At 61.3% G+C, this 19,688-nt stretch carries 23 protein-coding genes; 21 read left to right on the top strand and 2 right to left on the bottom strand.

Annotated features, from left to right (window positions below; genetic code table 11):
- Positions 1-398 precede the first annotated feature (398 nt).
- From rluC to sppA, 3 genes are read left to right on the top strand one after another with little or no spacing between them, the layout of a single operon-like run.
- Positions 399-1,352 carry a 23S rRNA pseudouridine(955/2504/2580) synthase RluC gene (rluC, locus tag NAO55_RS04040; RefSeq protein ID WP_063539892.1) on the top strand — a complete coding sequence of 318 codons (954 nt, stop codon included), beginning with the start codon at positions 399-401 and terminating at the stop codon, positions 1,350-1,352.
- On the top strand, positions 1,345-2,031 hold the full coding sequence (locus NAO55_RS04035; protein WP_102840166.1) for an HAD-IA family hydrolase: 687 nt from the start codon (positions 1,345-1,347) through the stop codon (positions 2,029-2,031). Before rluC ends, NAO55_RS04035 begins: the two co-directional genes overlap by 8 nt.
- Positions 2,021-3,004 carry a signal peptide peptidase SppA gene (gene sppA, locus NAO55_RS04030; RefSeq protein WP_102840167.1) on the top strand — a complete coding sequence of 328 codons (984 nt, stop codon included), beginning with the start codon at positions 2,021-2,023 and terminating at the stop codon, positions 3,002-3,004. Before NAO55_RS04035 ends, sppA begins: the two co-directional genes overlap by 11 nt.
- Positions 3,005-3,006: 2 nt before the next feature.
- Here the strand turns inward: sppA and NAO55_RS04025 are convergent, their stop codons facing one another.
- Positions 3,007-3,585, bottom strand: coding sequence for a Maf family protein (locus tag NAO55_RS04025; RefSeq protein ID WP_063539889.1), 579 nt, complete (start codon positions 3,583-3,585; stop codon positions 3,007-3,009).
- 103 nt (positions 3,586-3,688) lie between these two features.
- Between NAO55_RS04025 and NAO55_RS04020 the strand changes: the two genes are divergently transcribed.
- The 14 genes from NAO55_RS04020 (at position 3,689) to NAO55_RS03955 (ending at position 15,345) form a co-directional block, all read left to right on the top strand.
- Positions 3,689-4,216 carry a YceD family protein gene (locus NAO55_RS04020; protein WP_063539888.1) on the top strand — a complete coding sequence of 176 codons (528 nt, stop codon included), beginning with the start codon at positions 3,689-3,691 and terminating at the stop codon, positions 4,214-4,216.
- Between the two features lie 12 nt (positions 4,217-4,228).
- A complete protein-coding gene (rpmF, locus tag NAO55_RS04015) occupies positions 4,229-4,411 on the top strand; it encodes a 50S ribosomal protein L32 (RefSeq protein WP_003293518.1) in 183 nt (60 codons plus the stop codon).
- Positions 4,412-4,414: 3 nt separating this feature from the next.
- A complete protein-coding gene (gene plsX / locus NAO55_RS04010; RefSeq protein ID WP_102840168.1) occupies positions 4,415-5,485 on the top strand; it encodes a phosphate acyltransferase PlsX in 1,071 nt (356 codons plus the stop codon).
- A gap of 63 nt (positions 5,486-5,548) precedes the next feature.
- Positions 5,549-6,487: an ACP S-malonyltransferase gene (gene fabD, locus NAO55_RS04005; protein ID WP_102840169.1), complete on the top strand. Its 939-nt coding sequence runs from the start codon at positions 5,549-5,551 to the stop codon at positions 6,485-6,487.
- A gap of 14 nt (positions 6,488-6,501) precedes the next feature.
- On the top strand, positions 6,502-7,245 hold the full coding sequence (gene fabG / locus NAO55_RS04000; protein WP_063539885.1) for a 3-oxoacyl-ACP reductase FabG: 744 nt from the start codon (positions 6,502-6,504) through the stop codon (positions 7,243-7,245).
- A gap of 194 nt (positions 7,246-7,439) precedes the next feature.
- On the top strand, positions 7,440-7,676 hold the full coding sequence (gene acpP, locus NAO55_RS03995; protein WP_003283670.1) for an acyl carrier protein: 237 nt from the start codon (positions 7,440-7,442) through the stop codon (positions 7,674-7,676).
- A gap of 164 nt (positions 7,677-7,840) precedes the next feature.
- Positions 7,841-9,085, top strand: coding sequence for a beta-ketoacyl-ACP synthase II (gene fabF, locus NAO55_RS03990; RefSeq protein ID WP_102840170.1), 1,245 nt, complete (start codon positions 7,841-7,843; stop codon positions 9,083-9,085).
- Between the two features lie 2 nt (positions 9,086-9,087).
- Positions 9,088-9,903 carry an aminodeoxychorismate lyase gene (gene pabC / locus NAO55_RS03985; protein WP_102840171.1) on the top strand — a complete coding sequence of 272 codons (816 nt, stop codon included), beginning with the start codon at positions 9,088-9,090 and terminating at the stop codon, positions 9,901-9,903.
- Positions 9,900-10,970 carry an endolytic transglycosylase MltG gene (gene mltG / locus NAO55_RS03980; RefSeq protein WP_102840172.1) on the top strand — a complete coding sequence of 357 codons (1,071 nt, stop codon included), beginning with the start codon at positions 9,900-9,902 and terminating at the stop codon, positions 10,968-10,970. Before pabC ends, mltG begins: the two co-directional genes overlap by 4 nt.
- Positions 10,967-11,599 (top strand): dTMP kinase, encoded by a 633-nt coding sequence (gene tmk, locus NAO55_RS03975; protein WP_102840173.1) that lies wholly within the window; start codon positions 10,967-10,969, stop codon positions 11,597-11,599. The genes mltG and tmk overlap by 4 nt, the downstream gene beginning before the upstream one ends.
- Entirely contained in the window at positions 11,592-12,578 is a 987-nt protein-coding gene (locus tag NAO55_RS03970; RefSeq protein WP_102840174.1) for a DNA polymerase III subunit delta', read from the top strand. The genes tmk and NAO55_RS03970 overlap by 8 nt, the downstream gene beginning before the upstream one ends.
- A 30-nt stretch (positions 12,579-12,608) precedes the next feature.
- Positions 12,609-12,965 carry a PilZ domain-containing protein gene (locus tag NAO55_RS03965; protein WP_037043113.1) on the top strand — a complete coding sequence of 119 codons (357 nt, stop codon included), beginning with the start codon at positions 12,609-12,611 and terminating at the stop codon, positions 12,963-12,965.
- A gap of 114 nt (positions 12,966-13,079) precedes the next feature.
- Complete coding sequence (locus tag NAO55_RS03960) at positions 13,080-13,865, top strand: TatD family hydrolase (RefSeq protein ID WP_063539879.1); 786 nt, start codon at positions 13,080-13,082, stop codon at positions 13,863-13,865.
- A gap of 85 nt (positions 13,866-13,950) precedes the next feature.
- Positions 13,951-15,345, top strand: a complete 1,395-nt coding sequence (locus NAO55_RS03955) for an amino acid permease (protein WP_102840175.1) — start codon at positions 13,951-13,953, stop codon at positions 15,343-15,345.
- 219 nt (positions 15,346-15,564) lie between these two features.
- Here NAO55_RS03955 and NAO55_RS03950 read toward each other — a convergent pair whose 3' ends face one another.
- Positions 15,565-16,698, bottom strand: a complete 1,134-nt coding sequence (locus NAO55_RS03950) for an aminotransferase class V-fold PLP-dependent enzyme (protein ID WP_102840176.1) — start codon at positions 16,696-16,698, stop codon at positions 15,565-15,567.
- Positions 16,699-16,774: 76 nt separating this feature from the next.
- Between NAO55_RS03950 and NAO55_RS03945 the strand changes: the two genes are divergently transcribed.
- The 4 genes from NAO55_RS03945 to NAO55_RS03930 all read left to right on the top strand — a co-directional run bounded on the left by NAO55_RS03945 (position 16,775) and on the right by NAO55_RS03930 (position 19,653).
- The gene (locus tag NAO55_RS03945; RefSeq protein WP_003299617.1) at positions 16,775-17,395 is read left to right on the top strand and encodes a TetR/AcrR family transcriptional regulator; all 621 of its coding nucleotides are present in this window, start codon (positions 16,775-16,777) and stop codon (positions 17,393-17,395) included.
- 21 nt (positions 17,396-17,416) lie between these two features.
- A complete protein-coding gene (locus NAO55_RS03940) occupies positions 17,417-18,313 on the top strand; it encodes a radical SAM protein (protein ID WP_102840177.1) in 897 nt (298 codons plus the stop codon).
- A gap of 111 nt (positions 18,314-18,424) precedes the next feature.
- Positions 18,425-19,036 (top strand): DUF4823 domain-containing protein, encoded by a 612-nt coding sequence (locus tag NAO55_RS03935; RefSeq protein ID WP_102840178.1) that lies wholly within the window; start codon positions 18,425-18,427, stop codon positions 19,034-19,036.
- Between the two features lie 50 nt (positions 19,037-19,086).
- Positions 19,087-19,653 carry a DUF1285 domain-containing protein gene (locus NAO55_RS03930; RefSeq protein ID WP_102840179.1) on the top strand — a complete coding sequence of 189 codons (567 nt, stop codon included), beginning with the start codon at positions 19,087-19,089 and terminating at the stop codon, positions 19,651-19,653.
- Positions 19,654-19,688: the final 35 nt, after the last annotated feature.

The following is a 19,688-nucleotide window of genomic DNA, read 5'->3' as shown; positions in this document are numbered from 1 at the left end:
TCGGAACAGAAGCAATGGTTCGGGAGGAGGAATCAGGCATCGGTAGCGGACGGAATGAAACGTCTGTGAAAGCCTTTGCTACGCAATCCGATGCTGTGCATCTCCACCCAACACGCATACTTTGAAAATCGGGTGCCGCTCGCAGAATCCGGGGAGCGGGTTGTCGATTATCGCGATTCCCCTAAGGGGCACGCATCATGTCTTCAAGGCTTGTTTCGCAACTTCACCGCTACTTGAGGGAAGCTCCGTCGGACGGCCTCACGTCCTCGAACATTGTTTGCCGGTCACGGATGGCGATATCGCTGGCATCCTGTGACCTGACCGCTTTTGGCGGCGTTCGCGACTATAACAGCAATGTTTAAGTGCTTCAATTCCATGAAAATTGGTATCATGCCGCGATGACCAATACCCCCTCCCAGACCTCCGGTGTGCAAATACTCGAGGTCGCGCCGGAACTTGCCGGCCAGCGCATCGACAACTTCCTTCGAACCCAGCTCAGAGGGGTCCCCAAAACGCTGATCTACCGCATTCTGCGTAAAGGCGAGGTGCGGGTGAATAAGGGGCGGATCAAGCCTGAGTACAAGCTCCAGGCGGGCGATCTCGTGCGCGTTCCGCCGTTGCGGCTGGCGGAGCGCGATGAGCCGGAGCCGCTTGCGCAGGGACTGCTGGAGCGGCTGGAAAACGCCATCGTCTATGAGGACAAGTCGCTTATCGTGCTGAACAAGCCCGCCGGTATCGCCGTGCATGGCGGCAGTGGGCTGAGCTATGGAGTGATCGAGGCCTTGCGTCAGCTCCGTCCTGACGCCAAGGAGCTCGAACTGGTCCATCGTCTGGATCGGGATACGTCCGGCCTGCTTATGGTGGCCAAGAAACGCAGCATGCTTCGCCATCTGCACCAGGCCCTGCGAGGGGATGGTGTCGACAAGCGCTACATGGCGCTGGTGCGCGGGCGTTGGGAGACATCGAAGAAGCAGGTCAGTGCGCCGCTGTTGAAGAACACCCTGCGCTCCGGCGAGCGGATGGTCGAAGTGACCGACGACGGCAAGGAGGCGCTGACGCTGTTTCGCGTACTTCGTCGCTTTGGCGAATTTGCCACTCTGGTCGAGGCCAAGCCGGTGACGGGGCGTACCCATCAGATACGAGTCCATGCTCGTCATGCAGGCCACAGTATCGCCGGTGACAGCAAGTACGGCGATGAAGAGTTCACTCGTGAGATCCGCGATCTGGGCGGCAAACGGCTGTTTCTGCACGCCTATGCCTTGAAGGTGCCGCTCCCTGATGGTGGCGAGCTGTCGCTGGAGGCCCCGGTGGATGAAATGTGGGCGAGGACGCTGGAGCGACTTGGTGAGTAACTACCAGCTGCTGATATTCGACTGGGATGGCACGCTGGTCGACTCGATCGGGCGTATCGTCGAATCGATCCATGTTGCTGCTCGGATCTGTGGTCTGCCGCAGGTCGACGATGCGGCGGTCAAGGGCATCATTGGGCTGGCGCTCCCTGAAGCTATCGAGATGCTGTACCCGAATCAGGTCGATACGGCGCTGGTCGAGGCGTTTCGTCAGCACTACGCCGACCATTACTTGGGATTGGAAGCTCAGCCTTCGATGCCATACCCCGGTGTCACCGAGGCGCTTTCGGAGTTTCGCGAGGCTGGCTATTTGCTCGCGGTTGCGACCGGCAAGGGGCGCCGTGGGCTTGACCGTGTGCTGGCGGGGCAGGGGTGGGAGGATCTGTTCGACATCACGCGTTGCGCGGATGAAACGGCTAGCAAGCCTGATCCACTGATGGTTCAAGAGATCCTCGCGCACTGCGGTGTTCGGCCGGAGCGGGCGCTGATGATCGGGGATTCGGTGTTCGATCTGCAGATGGCTAATCGCGCTGGGGTGGACAGTGTTGCGGTTGGCTACGGCGCGCAGCCGCTGCATGTCCTGCAGCAGTTCGAGCCGCGCCTGGTGATCGATTGTTTTTCGGGGCTCGGCAGTTGGCTGCGCTCCATGGCTGGTTCCGAGGTGAATACGTATGTCGGATGAATGGAAAGCTCCGGTGGATGAGTCCAAGGACGATCGCAACAGTTGGAAGTTGCTGGAGAAGACCCTGCTTGCGGGTGTTCAGGAGCAGCGGCGTGCTCGGCGTTGGGGCATATTCTTCAAGTTGTTGACCTTTATCTATTTGTTCGGGGCGCTGGCGCTGTTTTTGCCTGCACTGCAGTTCGGAAAAGACAAGGCTGTGCGGGAGAGTCACACCGCGGTCATCAATGTGCGAGGCATGATTGCTGATGAAGAGTCGGCTAGTGCCGACAACGTCGTCGGGGCCTTGCAGGCAGCGTTTGAAGATGCGAATACAAAAGGCGTGATCCTGCGCATCAACAGCCCCGGCGGCAGTCCGGTGCAGTCGGGATACATCTATGACGAAATTCGCCGTTTGCGCGGCGAGTACCCGGCCATCAAGGTCTATGCCGTGATCACCGATCTGGGTGCCTCGGGTGCCTATTACATCGCCAGTGCGGCAGATGAGATCTATGCCGACAAGTCCAGTCTGGTGGGGTCGATCGGCGTTACGGCAGCCACTTTCGGCTTTGTCGATACCATGCAGAAGCTGGGTGTCGAGCGTCGGGTCTACACGGCAGGCGAGCACAAGGCATTCCTGGATCCGTTTCAGCCGGAAAATCCCGAGGAGACCGAGTTCTGGCGTGAGGTGCTGGCCACTACTCACCAGCAGTTCATTGATAGCGTCAAGCGCGGTCGGGGTGAGCGGCTTCAGGATGCCGAGCACCCCGAACTGTTCTCGGGGCTCATCTGGTCGGGCGAGCAGGCTCTCGAGCTGGGGCTTGTTGATGGCCTGGGAAGTACCGCTCACGTCGCGCGCGAAGTGATCGGTGAGCCGGAAATGGTCGACTATACGGTCAAGGAATCGCCGCTCGATCGGTTCACCAAGAAGCTCGGGGCGGGCGTCGCCGAGCGTCTGGCAATGCTGGTCGGTGTGCAGGGGCCAATGCTGAGGTAGTGTCAGGGGATTTCGATCCCCTCGTTCAGCAGCATGTCCGTCAGGCGAATCAGTGGTAGTCCAATCAGGCTGGTCGGGTCTGTTCCTTCTGTTGCCCTAAACAGCCTGATGCCCAGCCCTTCTGCTTTGAAGCTGCCGGCGCAGTCGAAGGGTTGGTCAATGCTGATATAGCGTTCGATCAGTGCCTCGTCCAGCGTTCGAAAGTGCACGGTGAATGGTACGCAGTCCACCTGGATTCGGCCGGTTGCGCTATCGAGCACGGCCAGGCCGGTCAGGAATCGAACGCTTTTGCCGCTGGCAGCCTGCAATTGCTCCTTTGCGCGCTCTGTCGACCCGGGCTTGCCGAGAATCTTTTGATCCAGCACGGCCACTTGGTCGGATCCGATGATCAGGTGGTTCGGGTGGCTGGTTGCCAGGGCTCGGGCTTTATGTTCGGCCAGTCGACGCACCAGTTGCTCCGCACCTTCTCCTGGCATGGGGGTTTCGTCGATATCGGGAGAGCAGCTGTCGAATGGAACCTGCAGGCGCGAAAGCAATTGCTGGCGGTAGCGGGAGCTGGAGGCAAGCAGCAGATGGCGCATGAGTCCTTCCTTTATATGCATGGGTCGGCAATTGTAAGTGGGCGGCGCGTATGGGCGGAATTCCTTTGACAGCCGAAAGGCTCCTCCCTAGAATGCCGCGCTTATGTTGAAAGGACCGATACCTCCGCACGTTGATCCGCGCAAGCTCGCTGACCGAGCGGCCACTCTTGAGGGTGAGCTGCAGCTGTCGCAGCTCAAGCGGCTCGCCGATCCTCTCGAAGATGATCAGGGTGTGGTGCGCGCCAGTTTTGCCTTTGGGCGCGACGAGCAGCGTACTGTGGTGATCCACAGTCAGCTCGACGTTGAGGTCAAGATGATCTGCCAGCGCTGTCTGGAGCCGGTTGTTCTGCCAATTCATAGCGAGTGCGATTATGCCGTTGTGAATGAAGGGGCGAGCAGTCAGCACCTGCCCAAGGGCTACGACGTGCTGGAAGTGGGAGAGGATCCTCTGGATCTGCTGGCGCTGGTCGAAGACGAGTTGTTGCTCGCTCTGCCCATTGTTCCACTCCATGACCCTGAAATTTGCCAGCCGCCGGTTGGGCCAGATGAGCCTGAGCCGAGTGAGGACGAGGTAACGCGGTCCAACCCGTTCAGCGTACTGGCGCAGTTAAAGCGTGACCCAAACGTTTAGGAGTTGATCCAAATGGCTGTTCAGCAGAACAAAAAATCCCGTTCCGCCCGTGACATGCGTCGTTCTCACGACGCGCTCGAGCCGAACGCTCTGTCCGTGGAAAAGAGCACCGGTGAAGTTCACCTGCGTCACCACGTTTCCCCGGACGGTTTCTACCGTGGTCGCAAGGTGATCGACAAGGGCGCTGACGAGTAATCCTTGTCCGCTCCGGTCATCGCGATCGATGCAATGGGTGGGGACTTCGGTCCCCACTGCATTGTTCCGGCCAGTCTTTCTTGTCTGGCTGAAAACTCCTCGCTGCATCTGGTCCTCGTCGGCCAATCCTCTCTTCTTGAACAGCTGGTTGCCAAGCATTCCGGCGTCGATCACTCGCGCCTGAAAATCGTCGATGCACCTGAGATGGTCGCGATGGACGAGCGTCCTGCTCAAGCGTTACGCGGCAAGCCTCGTTCGTCGATGCGTTTGGCGCTCGAGCAGGTGCGTGACGGTAATGCGCAAGCCTGTGTGAGCGCCGGTAATACCGGTGCGCTGATGGCGCTGGCGCGTCAGGTGCTGAAAACCCTTCCCGGGATCGATCGGCCGGCTATGGTGACCGCGCTTCCGACGCAAGGCGCGCCTTGCCTGCTACTGGATCTCGGCGCCAACGTCGATTGCCCGGCCGCGCAGCTCTACCAGTTCGCGATAATGGGCGCTGTGGCCGCGGAGTCCCTCGGGACAGAGCAGCCGCGCGTTGCGCTGTTGAACGTCGGTACGGAAGAGATAAAGGGCAACCAGCAGGTCAAGCTGGCCGCTGCGCTGCTGCAGCAGGCTCCTGGTCTCAACTACCGTGGCTTCATCGAGGGTGATGGGTTGTATCGCGGCGAAGCGGATGTCGTGGTGTGCGATGGGTTCGTAGGTAACGTGTTGCTCAAATCCAGTGAGGGACTGGCCGGGATGCTGGTCGCCAAGGTTGAGGCGCTGTTCCGTCGCTCGGTCGCGGCGCGCATCGTCGGCGCAGCTGCGTTGCCGCTGTTGCGTAGATTGCGTGCGGAACTCAACCCGGCGCAATACAACGGTGCTAGTTTTCTTGGGTTGCAGGGAATTTTGGTCAAGAGTCACGGTAGCGCCGGCGCGGATGGATTCAAGGCGGCCATTCGTCGTGCGACGCAGGATGTCGAGCATGATCTTCCGGAGCAGCTGCGCAGTCGTCTGGGGCAATTTCTCTCTGGCGATAGGCTATCCAGTGGGGCGGATGATGTGACCGCTGGAGATGGCTGGTCATCCAACTGAAATTCGGTACGCCTGCACGGGCGTGTTCTTCAGACGAACAGAACCTATAAGAGAGTCGTTTTCATGTCTGCATCACTCGCTTTCGTCTTTCCTGGCCAAGGATCGCAATCGCTCGGCATGCTGGCCGAGCTTGGTGCTCAGCAGAGCGTGATAATCGATACCTTTGCCGAGGCTTCCGCTGCGTTGGGTTACGACCTGTGGGCACTGACTCAGCAGGGCCCGGAAGAGCAATTGAATCAGACTGACAAGACCCAGCCGGCCATTCTCGCTGCTTCTGTTGCGCTCTGGCGCCTGTGGCAAGCGGAGGGTGGTGCGCGGCCTGCTTTCGTTGCCGGACATAGCCTCGGCGAGTATTCCGCACTCGTTGCCGCTGGTAGCCTGCCGTTCGCCGATGCAGTCAAGCTGGTCGAGCTGCGTGGTCAGCTGATGCAACAGGCGGTGCCGGCCGGCCAGGGTGGCATGGCGGCTATCCTCGGTCTCGAAGATGCCGATGTGTTGGCTGCCTGCACCGAGGCCGCTCAGGGTGAGGTGGTCAGTGCGGTCAATTTCAATGCACCGGGTCAGGTAGTCATCGCCGGTAGTGCTGCGGCCGTGGAGCGCGCCATCGAGACCTGCAAGGCCAAAGGCGCGAAGCGCGCGATGGCGCTGCCGGTCAGCGTGCCATCGCACTGTGATCTGATGCGCCCCGCAGCCGAGCGCTTCGCCGCATCGGTCGAGGCGATCGCCTGGCAGGCGCCGCAGATCCCGCTGGTGCAGAACGTCAGTGCCGCGGTGGTGGCCGATCTGGATACGCTCAAGCGCGATCTGCTGGCTCAGCTGTACAGCCCGGTGCGCTGGGTCGAATCCATGGTGGTCCTGGGTGATCGCGGCGTGACTTCGCTGGTCGAGTGCGGCCCCGGTAAGGTGCTGTCCGGTCTCAACAAGCGCTGCGTCAAGGGCGTCAGCACCTACAATCTCGACACCCCCGAAGCCTTTGCCGCGACCCGTGGTGCATTGGCATGAACAAGGAGAACGCTATGAATCTGCAAGGTAAGGTGGCACTGGTAACCGGTGCGAGCCGCGGCATCGGCCAGGCCATTGCCCTTGAGCTGGGCCGTCAGGGTGCCATCGTGATCGGGACGGCGACCACGTCTTCAGGCGCCGAGCGCATCGCCGAAACGCTGAAGGAAAACGGTATCGAAGGTGCAGGTCTGGTGCTCGATGTCGGTAATGACGAATCGGTCAGCAGCACGCTGGAGCACATTCAGCAGCACCTCGGGCAGCCGGCGATTCTGGTCAACAACGCCGGGATCACCCGCGATAACCTGATGCTGCGCATGAAGGATGACGAATGGTATGACGTCATCAATACCAATCTGAACAGTCTGTATCGCCTTTCCAAGGCCGTGCTGCGTGGCATGACCAAAGCGCGCTGGGGGCGGATCATCAATATCGGTTCGGTGGTTGGTGCCATGGGTAACGCCGGGCAGGTAAACTACGCCGCAGCCAAGGCCGGACTGGAGGGTTTCAGCCGTGCATTGGCGCGGGAAGTCGGTTCGCGTGGCATTACGGTGAACTCCGTGGCGCCTGGTTTCATCGACACCGACATGACTCGCGAGTTGCCGGAAGCCCAGCGTGATGCGCTCTTGGGGCAGATTCCCCTGGGGCGTCTCGGTCAGGCCGAAGAGATTGCCAAGGTCGTTGCTTTCCTTGCTTCTGACGGCGCTGCCTATGTTACCGGTGCCACGGTGCCGGTGAATGGCGGCATGTACATGAGCTGAGTGTGACGCCAAACGCAGGAGGACAGTCATAACGGCTGTCTTTAAATTAGCTATAAAACTGCAGCTGATTTATAGATAGATGGTTGAAGGCGGCGTCATGCTTGCCTGCTTCCAGCTTGAAATGCGGAAAACGCTTTCTATACACTACCGCGCAAACCAGCTGCCTGATTTTTCCATAGGAGTGAAAACAAGGTATGAGCACCATCGAAGAACGCGTCAAGAAAATCGTTGCCGAGCAACTTGGCGTTAAAGAAGAGGAAGTAACCAACAGCGCTTCCTTCGTCGAAGACCTGGGTGCCGACTCTCTTGACACCGTTGAGCTGGTGATGGCTCTGGAAGAGGAATTCGAGACCGAGATCCCGGACGAGCAGGCTGAGAAGATCACCACCGTTCAGGAAGCCATCGATTACATCAACGCGCACGCGCAGTAAGTTGTAATCCGCTCGGAATCAAGAAAGCCGCACTGCCTTGATCGGGTAGTGCGGCTTTTCTTTGAGAGGGGTTTTATCGAGACTGCGGGCGCTTGCCTTGCGCTCGAACCGTTCCTGTCGCGGCAGGAGTGAGCCAAGTACGTTTAGGTATAGGAGTAATCGCTGTGTCGCGTAGACGCGTCGTAGTCACCGGGATGGGCATGCTTTCGCCTCTGGGTAACGATGTGCCGAGCAGCTGGCAGGGTATTCTTGCTGGTCGCAGTGGTATCGGCCTGATCGAGCACATGGATCTTTCGGCCTACTCCACTCGTTTTGGCGGGTCGATCAAAGGCTTCGATGTCGAGCAGTACCTGCCAGCGAAAGAAGCTCGCAAGCTCGACCTTTTCATTCAGTATGGCCTCGCTGCGAGTTTTCAGGCTGTGCGTGACTCGGGTCTGGAGATCACCGATGCCAATCGCGAGCGAATCGGCGTGGCAATGGGCTCGGGTATCGGTGGCCTGACCAACATCGAGAACAGCTGCAAGGCACTGATGGAGCAGGGGCCGCGGCGTATTTCGCCGTTCTTCGTGCCTGGCTCGATCATCAACATGGTGTCCGGTTTCCTGTCGATTCACCTTGGCCTGCAAGGCCCCAACTATGCGATCGCCACAGCGTGCACCACAGGCACCCATTGCATCGGCATGGCCGCGCGCAACATTGCCTACGGCGAGGCCGACGTGATGGTTGCCGGCGGTTCCGAGATGGCGGCCTGCGGGCTCGGCATTGGCGGCTTCGCCGCGGCGCGCGCGCTTTCCACGCGCAACGATGACCCGGCAGGGGCGAGCCGGCCGTGGGACAAGGGGCGCGATGGCTTCGTGCTCTCCGACGGAGCCGGGGCGCTGGTGCTCGAAGAGCTCGAACATGCCAAGGCACGCGGTGCGCATATCTATGCCGAGCTGATCGGCTTCGGCATGAGCGCAGACGCCTTCCACATGACCTCGCCACCCGACGACGGAGCCGGTGCGGCGCGCTGCATTCGCAATGCGCTGAACGACGCCCAGCTGAACGTCGAGCAGGTGCAGTACATCAACGCTCACGGAACCTCGACGCCGGCTGGCGACAAGGCCGAGGCTGCCGCCATTCGCAGCGTATTCGGTGACCACGCCTACGAGCTGTCGGTGAGTTCGACCAAGTCCATGGTCGGTCACCTGCTCGGTGCGGCCGGTGCCGTGGAGGCGATCTTCAGCGTTCTGGCCATCCGGGATCAGGTGGCGCCGCCGACGATCAACCTGGAGGAGCCGGACGAGGGCTGTGACCTCGACTTTGTGCCGAATCAGGCCAAGCCGCGGCCGATCGACGTCGTCGTGTCCAACTCTTTCGGGTTCGGTGGAACCAACGGCTCGCTGGTGTTCCGCCGGTTCGCCGAGTGACGTTGAGCTGGTTGAACGGGCGGCCCGCAGAAGGGTTGCCCGTTCACGATCGCGGACTGGCCTATGGCGATGGGTTGTTCGAAACGATCCGCGTGACGGGCGGCCGGGCGCATCTGCTGGACCGGCATCTCCAGCGTCTGGGTGAAGGCACGCGACGCCTCGCCATTCCCGTCGACATCGATGAGTTGCGCAATGAGCTACTGCAGTTCTGCCAGGCGCTCGGCCAGGGTGTCGCCAAGCTGATCGTCACACGCGGCACCGGTCAGCGCGGCTATGCACTTCCACAGCCCTGTCAACCGCGGCGCCTGCTGCTGGGATCGCCGCTTCCCGCGTACCCAGCGCAGCATGCCGAAGACGGTGTTCGGCTCTTTCCTTGTGACACGCGCCTGGCGGAGCAGCCGAGGCTCGCGGGGATCAAGCATCTGAATCGACTCGAACAGGTGCTGGCGCGTGCTGAGTGGCAGGATCCGGCTTTTGCTGAAGGGCTGATGCGGGATCTGTCCGGCCGGGTGATCGAGGGCGTGTTCAGCAATCTCTTCCTGGTTGCCGATGGCCAGCTGCGGACACCTTCGCTTTCCCGGTGTGGCGTTGCCGGCGTGATGCGCGCTGAAATCATGGCTCGCGCCGCCGGACTGGCGCTGCCGCTCAGCGAGTGCGACGTCAGCTATGCCGAACTGATGCAGGCCGACGAGGTTTTTCTCTGCAACAGCCTCTACGGCATCTGGCCGGTCACAGGTTTGGCCGAGTGCGTCTGGCCGGTCGGTCCGCTGACCCGTAAACTGCAGACCGTTGTTGCCAACCTGTTGAGTGATTCGTGATCCGTAAACTTCTTGTCTTGCTGCTGACGCTGTTCGTGTTGGCAGCAATTGCGCTCGGGCTGATCGCCTGGAAGCAACATGCTGCGCTGGAGCAGCCCTTGGCTGTGACTGACGAGCCTTTGCTGCTCGATGTGCGGCCAGGCGATACGCCCAGCGGCGTATTTCAACGGCTGGAGGCCGACGGCGTGCTGGAAGATGCGTTCTGGCTGCGTCTGTACTGGCGCCTGAACCTGTCCGGGCAGAGCCTGCACAGCGGTGAGTATCGCCTCGCGCCAGGCATGACTGCGCGGGACATGATCGGACTCTGGCAGCGGGGCGAGGTTGTGCAGTACAGCCTGACCCTGGTGGAGGGTTGGAATTTCCGCCAACTGCGTATTGCGTTGCAGAACCAGCCAAAGCTGGAGCAGACCCTGGGTGGCCTATCCGATGCGGAGATCATGGCGAAACTTGACGCGCCGGAGCTGCATCCTGAAGGGCGTTTCTTCCCGGATACCTACCGTTTCACTCGCGGAACGTCCGACCTGGACCTGTTGCGCCGTGCCTTCGCGCGCCTCGAACAGGTGCTTGAGGAGGAATGGCAACAGCGTGCGCAGGGGTTGCCATACAACGATGCCTATCAGGCATTGATCATGGCCTCGATCATTGAAAAGGAAACCGGTGTGCCGGAAGAGCGGGGCGAGATATCCGGCGTCTTCGTGCGCCGACTGGCGCGCGGCATGCTTCTGCAGACAGACCCGACGGTGATCTACGGCATGGGCGAAGCCTACCGGGGGCGCATCACTCGCAACGATCTGCGGACGCCGACGCCATACAACACCTACACCAACGCTGGCCTGCCGCCGACGCCGATCGCCATGGTCGGACGTGAGGCTATCCGGGCCGCACTGCATCCGGTCGACGGCTCCAGTCTTTATTTCGTCGCCCGTGGCGATGGTAGCCACGTCTTCAGCGACACCCTCGAGCAACATAACCGTGCGGTGCGCGAGTATCAGCTCAAGCGCCGCGCCGACTACCGCTCCAGTCCGCCGCGCCGGCAGGCCCCGGTCAATAGCGAGAACGCTCAATGAAAGGACTCTTCGTCACTCTCGAAGGCCCCGAAGGCGCGGGTAAGAGTACCAATCGCGAGTACCTCGCCGAACGCCTGCGGGCACGGGGGCTGGATGTGGTGCTGACCCGAGAGCCCGGGGGCACGCCACTGGCCGAGCGCATTCGTGAACTGTTGCTGACGCCAGCGGACGAGCCGATGGCAGTGGATACCGAGCTGTTGCTGGTGTTCGCCGCGCGTGCGCAACACTTGGCGCAGGTCATCCGTCCTGCGCTGGCACGAGGGGCGGTGGTGTTGTGCGATCGCTTCACTGATGCCACCTATGCCTATCAGGGTGGCGGTCGCGGGCTGTCGCTCGAGCGGATCGCTCAGCTGGAGACCTTCGTGCAGGGCGATCTGCGCCCTGATCTGACCCTGATCTTCGATCTTCCGGTGGACGTGGGGTTGGCCCGAGCCGCTGCGCGAGGACGTCTGGATCGTTTCGAGCAGGAAGGCATGCGCTTCTTCGAAGCGGTACGCAGCGCCTATCTGCAGCGCGCGGAAGCGGCACCTTCGCGCTATCGGGTGATCGATGCGGGCCAAGCGCTCAATGCGGTTCAGCGCGATGTGGAGGCGCTGATCCCTGAGCTGTTGGTGCGTCTCGATGACTGACGTGCTTCCCTGGCAGCTTGATCTTTGGCGGCAGCTGGCGGGGCGTGCTCAGCATGCGCACGCCTATCTGCTGCATGGCCCGGCAGGTATCGGCAAACGCCTGCTGGCCGAGCAGCTGATGGCGCTGTTGCTCTGCCAACGGCCGGTCGATGCCCGCGCATGTGGTGAATGCAAGTCCTGCCAGTTGCTTGCCGCGCAGACCCACCCGGATCATTACATCCTCGAGCCCGAGGAGGTCGACAAGGCTATCCGGGTCGATCAGGTCCGTGATCTGGTCGGCTTCGTCAGCCAGACGGCGCAGCTGGGTGGGCGCAAGGTGATCCTGCTGGAACCCGCCGAGGCCATGAACCTGAATGCTGCCAATGCGCTGCTCAAGAGCCTCGAGGAGCCATCGGGCGATACGGTGCTACTGCTGATCAGCCATCAGCCCAGCCGCCTGTTGCCGACGATCAAGAGCCGCTGCGTGCAGCAGGCCTGCCCATTGCCGGGGCGACAGCAGTGCCTCGACTGGCTCGCCGCGCAGCTACCTGATCTTGCTCCCGAGCTTCGTGAGCAGTTGCTGACCCTTGCCGCTGGGTCGCCGCTGGCGGCACTCAAACTGCACGAGCAGAAGGTTCTGGAGCTGCGTGCGCAGGTGGTCGACGGTGTGAAGAAGCTGCTCAAGGAACAGCAATCGGCCAGCCAACTCGCCGAAGGTTGGAACGCGCTGCCACTGATCCTGCTTTTCGACTGGTTCTGCGAATGGGCGCATCTGATCCTGCGTTACCAGATGGCCGGCGATGAAGCGGAGCTCGGCGCGGCCGATATGCAGAAGGTGCTGCAGTATCTTGCACAGAAATCCTCGCAGCAAAAAGTGATCGCGCTGCAGGACTGGTTGCTCGAGCATCGACAAAAAGTGCTGGGCAAAGCCAACCTCAACCGTGTGTTGCTTCTCGAAGCGCTGCTGGTGCAGTGGGCAACGCTGCCAGGCGCGGGCTAGAATCGACCGACTTTTCGTTAGGAACACCGCATGAGCCTGCCAGCAAACCTTGGTCCGCGTAACGGCATCCTGTCTCTGACCATCAAGGACAAATCGGTGCTCTATGCCGCGTTCATGCCATTCATCAAGCATGGCGGGCTGTTCATCCCGACCAACAAGAGCTACAAACTCGGCGACGAAGTGTTCATGCTGCTGAACCTGATGGACGAGCCGGAGAAGATTCCGGTGGCTGGCAAGGTGGTCTGGATCACCCCCAAGGGTGCCCAGGGCAGTCGTGCCGCAGGCATCGGCGTGCAGTTCAACGAGGGTGACAACACCGCGCGCAACAAGATCGAAACCTATCTGGCCGGCGCGCTGAAATCCGATCGGCCGACCCATACCATGTGATCGGCGGCGTCCCGGTGCCGTACGTCAGGCGCCATTGTGCCGCCTGCCTTTTCTGCTTCCCAGCCATTTGCTCTACAATCGCCTCTTTTCCGCGATAGCAAGTTGCGCCCCTCCATGCTGGTAGATTCCCACTGTCACCTTGACCGACTCGACCTGACCGCCCATGACGGCTCGCTCGATGCAGCGCTCGATGCAGCCCGCGCGCGCGGAGTCGGGCACTTCCTGTGCATCGGGGTCAGCGCCGACAACGCGTCGGCGGTCAAATCGCTGGCCGAGCGTTATGCCGATGTCGACTGTTCGATTGGCGTTCATCCGCTCGACCTGGAGCCGACCAGTCAGCCGGCATTGGACTGGCTGCTGAGTGAGCTGCAGCATCCGCATGCCGTTGCCATCGGCGAGACGGGGCTGGACTATCACTACGAGCCCGAAGCGGCCGAGCTGCAGCAACAGTCGTTCCGCCTGCATCTGGAAGCTGCTCGGGTCACCGGCAAGCCGGTCATCGTGCATACCCGCGCCGCGCGCGCAGACACCTTGGCCCTTTTGCGCGAAGCTCAGCTACCCCAGGCCGGTGTGCTGCATTGCTTCACCGAGGATTGGGAGATGGCCAAGGCCGCGCTGGACCTCGGTTTCTACATCTCGCTTTCGGGCATCGTCACCTTCCGTAATGCCGATGCCTTGCGCGAGGTCGCTCGGCAAGTCCCTGCCGATCGGCTGCTGGTGGAGACCGACGCCCCATATCTCGCGCCGATTCCGTACCGTGGCAAGGCCAACCTGCCGCAGTACGTGCGCGAGGTGGCGGAGTTCCTTGCGCAGTTGCGTGGTGTTTCCTTCGAACATCTCGCGGAGCAGACCACCGCCAACTTCAGATCCCTGTTTCCGCTGGCGCGGGTTCGCGGCTGACGACGACCGCTATTTCCGTGCTGTGCACCCTGCCTGATCTGCTGCGCGCACTGCGCACTCCGTACTTTATCCGCAAGGTGGCGTAATGACCGCTGAGACGCTGCACACCGGCCCGTTGCAACGTGGCCTGAAAAACCGCCATATCCAGCTGATTGCCCTGGGCGGGGCGATCGGCACCGGCTTGTTCCTGGGCTCCGCCGGGGTGCTGAAGAGCGCCGGTCCGTCCATGATCCTGGGCTACGCCATCGGCGGCTTCATCGCCTTTCTGATCATGCGTCAGCTCGGGGAAATGATCGTCGAAGAACCGGTAGCCGGTTCCTTCAGCCACTTCGCGCACAAGTACTGGGGAGGCTATGCGGGCTTTCTGTCCGGCTGGAACTACTGGGTGCTTTACGTGCTGGTGGGCATGGCAGAGCTGACCGCGGTGGGCAAGTACGTGCAGTTTTGGTGGCCGGAGGTGCCGACCTGGGCAACCGCCGCCGCCTTCTTCGTGCTGATCAATCTGATCAACCTGAGCAACGTGAAGGCCTTCGGCGAAACCGAGTTCTGGTTCGCCATCATCAAGGTCGCCGCCATCATCGGCATGATCCTGCTCGGATTGTTCCTGCTGGTGAGCGGGCAGGGCGGCGAGCAGGCGAGCATCAGCAATCTCTGGAGCCATGGCGGCTTCTTCCCCAATGGTTTCAGCGGCATGGTGCTGGCGCTGGCGATCATCATGTTCTCCTTCGGCGGCCTGGAGCTGGTCGGCATCACAGCGGCAGAGGCGTCCGATCCGAAGACGGTGATTCCCAGGGCGATCAATCAGGTCGTCTACCGCATCCTGATCTTCTATATCGGCGCACTGACCGTGCTGCTTGCGCTCTATCCGTGGGATGGGCTGCTGCAGACATTGGGGGCAGCGGGCGATCCCTACAGTGGTAGCCCCTTCGTGCAGATCTTCTCGCTGATCGGCAGTGAAACCGCAGCTCACCTGCTCAATTTCGTCGTGCTCACCGCCGCTCTGTCGGTCTACAACAGCGGTGTGTACTGCAACAGCCGCATGCTTTACGGCCTGGCCGAACAGGGGGATGCGCCGCGCAGCCTGATGAAGGTCAATGCTCGCGGTGTGCCGGTGCTCGCCATTGCGGTCTCGGCGCTGGTGACGCTGCTCTGTGTGCTGGTGAACTATCTGCTGCCACGGGGCGCACTGGAGCTGTTGATGTCACTGGTGGTGGCCGCGCTGGTGATCAACTGGGCGATGATTAGCCTGGCCCACCTGAAGTTCCGGCGGGCAATGCAGCGCCAGGGCGTGGTGCCGAGCTTCAAGGCGTTCTGGTTCCCATTTAGCAATTACCTGTGCCTGGCTTTTGTCAGCGGTATTCTGGTGATCATGTTGTGGATTCCCGGTATTCGCCTGTCGGTTTTCGCCATCCCGTTCTGGATTGGCTTCCTCTGGCTGTGTTTCCGATTGCGAGCGCATTTACGCGATGCGTCGGCATGATGAGGTCTTTCAGGGGCGCAAAAAAAACCCGGATTCCTGAGAAGCCGGGCCAAGACCATTAGGAGTATGAAATCGCAATCCAGGCGACCTCATCTGGCCAGGCAGTGGGGGGATTGCCTAGCCAGTGACTCAAGTATTAACGCTGCATTAGTTATCTGCTGGCGGATTTCCGCGCTTTTTAAACGCTTTTGGAATACATGTCTCGCTGACTGATCGCCGTCAGTGCCTTGCCAGCTCCTGCAGGAGTGCCACGGTTTCATCGATGACGCGCTGCGGTGTGTAAAAGTGCGGCGAGAAGCGAATGCCGCCGCTGCGTAGGGCGCAGACGACCTGCTCTGCCTTCAGCCGCTCGAATAGCGCCGCGTTGTCCCAGCCTTGCAGGCGGAACGTGAGGATACCGGCCCGGCGGTCAGGCGTTGTCGGCGACAGGATGTCGACGCCGTCCAGATCGCCCAGCCCCCGACACAGCCACTCGATTCGCTCATCGAGCTCGGCTGCGACCCGCTCCATGCCAACCTCCTCCAGCAACGACAGGCTTGCCTCGAGGGCCATTGCGCCGAGCAGATTGGGACTGCCGCATTCGAAGCGCCGCGCGCTGCGCGCCGGCTCCCAGTCCGTGCGATCGTAATCGCCGGTATGCTCCAGCATGTGCCAACCGTACTCGTGCAGTTTCAGCTGGTCGCGCAGATCGCTGCGGCAATAGAAGACACCCAGTCCTTCCGGACCGAGCATCCATTTATGGCCGTCGGCCATGGCGAAGGCGCAGCGATTGTGCTGAACGTCGAAGGGCAGGGCGCCGAGCTGCTGGATCGCATCGATGCACAGCAGCACATCACGTTGCTCGCAGCCTTCGCCCAAGCGCGCAAGATCCAGGCGCAGACCACTGGCGTACTGCACGGCGCTGATTGCCATGAGCCGCACCCGTGGTCCGCAGGCCGCCAACAGGTCGCCTTCCGGATCGTCGCCCTTCAGGCTGACCTGGACGACTTCCACACCGAGTGGGCGCAGCGCCTCCCAGACGACACGGTTGGACGGGAACTCCTCATCGCTGATGACGATGCGATCGCCGCGTTTCCAGTCCAGGCCGAAGGCGACGAACGACAGCGCTTCGGAAGTGTTCTTGACCAGTGCTACGTCGCCACTGCTCGGCGCGTTGAGCAGGCGCTTGAGGCGCTGACGCAGGCTGCGCTCCACCGTAAGCCATTGCGGATAGTCCCGTGCACCGAGAGTGGCGTTCTGCTCGGCGAAGGCGCTGACGGCTCGGGCAGCTCGACGGGGCCACGGTGCGACGGCAGCATGGTTCAGATATCGCAAATCGACTATTTGTGGAAATTCGTCATTTATGTGAATCATCGCTGGATGCCCCGTGCATTTGATGACCGGTTAGGCATAATGGCTGCCTCGTTTTTCACCTCAAAGCAGCCTTCCTATGCAGAATGAACCTCGTAAGGTCCGCGAATTTCGTCGCCGCGAACAGGAAATCCTCGATACCGCGTTGCAGCTTTTTCTCGATCAGGGAGAGGACAGCGTTACGGTTGAGATGATTGCCGATGCGGTCGGCATCGGCAAAGGCACGATCTACAAGCATTTCAAGTCCAAGGCCGAAATCTACCTGCGCCTGATGCTCGACTACGAGCGCGACCTGAACCAGATCCTCCACTCTCCTGACCTGGACCGCGACAAGGAAGCGCTGTCGCGCGCCTACTTCGAGTTTCGCATGCGCGATCCACAACGTTATCGGCTGTTCGACCGCCTCGAGGAGAAAGTGGTCAAGGGCAACCAGGTGCCGGAGATGGTCGAGCAGTTGCACAGCATCCGCGCCTCCAACTTCGAACACCTGACCCAGCTGATCAAGGGCCGCATCGCCGAGGGCAAGCTGGAAGACGTCCCGCCGTACTTCCACTATTGCGCCGCCTGGGCCTTGGTGCACGGAGCCGTGGCGCTGTACCACTCGCCGTTCTGGAGCAATGTGCTGGAAGATCAGGACGGCTTCTTCCAGTTCCTGATGGATATCGGTGTGCGCATGGGCAACAAGCGCAAGCGCGATTGATTGGGCGACGGGCAAGAACCGATGAGCATGCGCGATTTCCCCATCCGCTACATCGAGCCGGTTTTCCGACCACCCAGCGAGGCGCACTCGCTGATCCTGCCGGTGACCAATGGCTGCTCCTGGAACGCCTGCACGTTCTGCGAGATGTACACCTCGCCGCAGAAGAAATTTCGCGCCCGCGATGAAGCCGAGGTGCTCGAGGAGATCCGCCGCTGCGGTGAACAGCTGATCGTTCAGCGGGTATTTCTGGCCGACGGCGACGCGCTGGTGTTGCCGACCCGAAGGCTGCTGACGATCCTCGAGCAGATTCGTCAGTGCCTGCCGGAGGTGCAGCGGGTCTCCAGCTACTGCCTGCCGAGAAACCTGCGCAAGAAGTCGGTCGAGGAGTTGCGCGAGCTGGCGGACGCCGGGCTTGGCATGGCCTACGTCGGCGCCGAATCCGGCGACGACGAGGTTCTGGCGCGGGTCAACAAGGGCGAAACCTACAACTCGACCCTGAGTGCGCTGGCCAAGCTCGGCCAGGCGGGAATTGCCCGTTCGGTGATGATTCTCAACGGTCTCGGTGGAAGGGCGCTGAGCCGGCAGCATGCACGCAATTCCGCACGTCTGATGAATGCGGCGCAGCCAGAGTTTCTTTCTACCCTGGTGGTCAGCTTCCCGCAGGGCGATGCGCGCTTTCGCGAGGGATACGAAAACTTCGAGCCGCTGACGTTGACTGGCCTGCTCGTCGAACTGGAGTGGCTACTGGGCGATCTCGAATTGCGCGACACGGTTTTCCGCAGCGATCACGCCTCTAATTACTTGGTGCTCAAGGGCACCCTGGGTGCCGACAAGCTGCGGCTGATGAGCCAGCTACGCGAGGCGATCGACGACCCCCGCAACGCGCCTTTGCGCCAGGAGTGGCAGCGCGGACTATGACCGCAGATGCGCATGGTCGCCGTGAACTGCCGAAGAGGCAATATGGCGTGGATGCTGCATTGCCGGTGCGATTGCCGGTTTTCCGTCGCCGGCCTCCTGGAGGATGAGTCCATGCGTTTCCTGTTAGGCGTGCCAGGTTTGCTGGCGCTGCTTGTCCTGGCTGGCTGCATGAAGGTCAGTGATATGGCCGAGGGTACCCGCTATCACCTTCGTGACGCTGGCGTTCTTGACCACAGCGACACGCGTCGCTCCAGCTCATGGCGTCTGCAACCGGATTCCTTCATCTATATCGCGCAGGGCCATTTCGTCCCGTCGGGTGATGTCTATCCACGGCCGAATGTGGTGGCGGAGGAAGCCTTCAACGGTTTCGTCGAATACTTCCCGCTGGTACGCCGTGCTCGCGAGCCGGCCGGATTGGAGGAAGCCATGGCACAGGCCTCGGCGGTCGGCGCCCATTACCTTCTCTATCTGCGCTATGCGGCCGCAGATGATCGTATCGGTAGCTTCGACGAACTGAATGAGCAGCGCGCGCTGGATCGACTCGGCGTGGACTCCGGCGTGGTGCAACTGATGCTGATCGAGACGGGGACCCGCTATTTGGTCGACACCGCGCGTATTCGCAGCCGCGGAGGACTGCTAGGGATCTATGACGCCCGGCCCGAGCATCTTCTGCGGCCGCCGCTTGAGGACTATGCTCGTCGGTTGCTGGGCCTGTCACGCTGAGCGATGTGGCAGTATCGAAGCGGACATAGCTGCGAAGCGAGGAGATCTGGATGAACGATACAGGCAAGGCGGGCGACTTGCTGGCTCAGCTCTCGGCCAACGAGAAGAAGGGGCTGCCGCCGGTGCATTTGTGGAATCCACCGTTCTGCGGCGATCTCGACATGCGTATCGCGCGTGACGGTACCTGGTTTTACCAGGGCACGCCGATCGGGCGGCCGGCGATGGTTCGTCTGTTCTCCACGGTGATTCGACGCGACGGCGACGATTACTTCTTGGTCACGCCGGTGGAAAAGGTCGGCATCCAGGTCGAGGATGCGCCCTTCGTCGCGGTGCGGCTGGACGTGAGTGGGGAGGGCGAAGCGCAGCTGCTCCGTTTCGTCACCAACGTCGACGATGTGGTGGAGGCCGGCCAGGAGCACCCGCTGCGCGTCAGCCTCGATCCGCAAACCCAAGAGCCGTCGCCGTACATTCATGTGCGCGCCAATCTCGAGGCGCTGATTCATCGCAACGTCTTCTATCAATTGGTGGACCTGGCTGTGCCCGGTGATGTGGAGGGTGAGAGCTGGCTCGGCGTATGGAGCGGCGGCGTGTTCTTTCCCATCGGCCGTGCCGAATAGTGATCGCTGTATTTCACTGTCAGCACCGATAAAAA

Origin of the sequence: Stutzerimonas frequens (genome assembly GCF_024448335.1) — a bacterium.
Classification (GTDB): Bacteria; Pseudomonadota; Gammaproteobacteria; order Pseudomonadales; family Pseudomonadaceae; genus Stutzerimonas; species Stutzerimonas frequens.
The sequence above is the reverse complement of the archived record's forward strand: the minus strand, read 5'-3'. Positions and strand labels throughout refer to the sequence as shown.

Bases quoted from the DNA above. Each gene is read 5' to 3' on its own strand.
- NAO55_RS03940 (WP_102840177.1), top strand. From the start codon at position 17,417: ATGAGCATGCGCGATTTCCCCATCCGCTACATCGAGCCGGTTTTCCGA.
- NAO55_RS03945 (WP_003299617.1), top strand. From the start codon at position 16,775: ATGCAGAATGAACCTCGTAAGGTCCGCGAATTTCGTCGCCGCGAACAG.
- NAO55_RS03935 (WP_102840178.1), top strand. From the start codon at position 18,425: ATGCGTTTCCTGTTAGGCGTGCCAGGTTTGCTGGCGCTGCTTGTCCTG.
- NAO55_RS03950 (WP_102840176.1), bottom strand. From the start codon at position 16,698: ATGATTCACATAAATGACGAATTTCCACAAATAGTCGATTTGCGATAT.
- NAO55_RS04025 (WP_063539889.1), bottom strand. From the start codon at position 3,585: ATGCGCCATCTGCTGCTTGCCTCCAGCTCCCGCTACCGCCAGCAATTG.
- NAO55_RS04020 (WP_063539888.1), top strand. From the start codon at position 3,689: ATGTTGAAAGGACCGATACCTCCGCACGTTGATCCGCGCAAGCTCGCT.
- rpmF (WP_003293518.1), top strand. From the start codon at position 4,229: ATGGCTGTTCAGCAGAACAAAAAATCCCGTTCCGCCCGTGACATGCGT.
- rluC (WP_063539892.1), top strand. From the start codon at position 399: ATGACCAATACCCCCTCCCAGACCTCCGGTGTGCAAATACTCGAGGTC.
- sppA (WP_102840167.1), top strand. From the start codon at position 2,021: ATGTCGGATGAATGGAAAGCTCCGGTGGATGAGTCCAAGGACGATCGC.
- tmk (WP_102840173.1), top strand. From the start codon at position 10,967: ATGAAAGGACTCTTCGTCACTCTCGAAGGCCCCGAAGGCGCGGGTAAG.
- NAO55_RS03930 (WP_102840179.1), top strand. From the start codon at position 19,087: ATGAACGATACAGGCAAGGCGGGCGACTTGCTGGCTCAGCTCTCGGCC.
- acpP (WP_003283670.1), top strand. From the start codon at position 7,440: ATGAGCACCATCGAAGAACGCGTCAAGAAAATCGTTGCCGAGCAACTT.
- NAO55_RS03955 (WP_102840175.1), top strand. From the start codon at position 13,951: ATGACCGCTGAGACGCTGCACACCGGCCCGTTGCAACGTGGCCTGAAA.
- NAO55_RS03960 (WP_063539879.1), top strand. From the start codon at position 13,080: ATGCTGGTAGATTCCCACTGTCACCTTGACCGACTCGACCTGACCGCC.
- fabG (WP_063539885.1), top strand. From the start codon at position 6,502: ATGAATCTGCAAGGTAAGGTGGCACTGGTAACCGGTGCGAGCCGCGGC.
- NAO55_RS03965 (WP_037043113.1), top strand. From the start codon at position 12,609: ATGAGCCTGCCAGCAAACCTTGGTCCGCGTAACGGCATCCTGTCTCTG.
- fabD (WP_102840169.1), top strand. From the start codon at position 5,549: ATGTCTGCATCACTCGCTTTCGTCTTTCCTGGCCAAGGATCGCAATCG.
- NAO55_RS03970 (WP_102840174.1), top strand. From the start codon at position 11,592: ATGACTGACGTGCTTCCCTGGCAGCTTGATCTTTGGCGGCAGCTGGCG.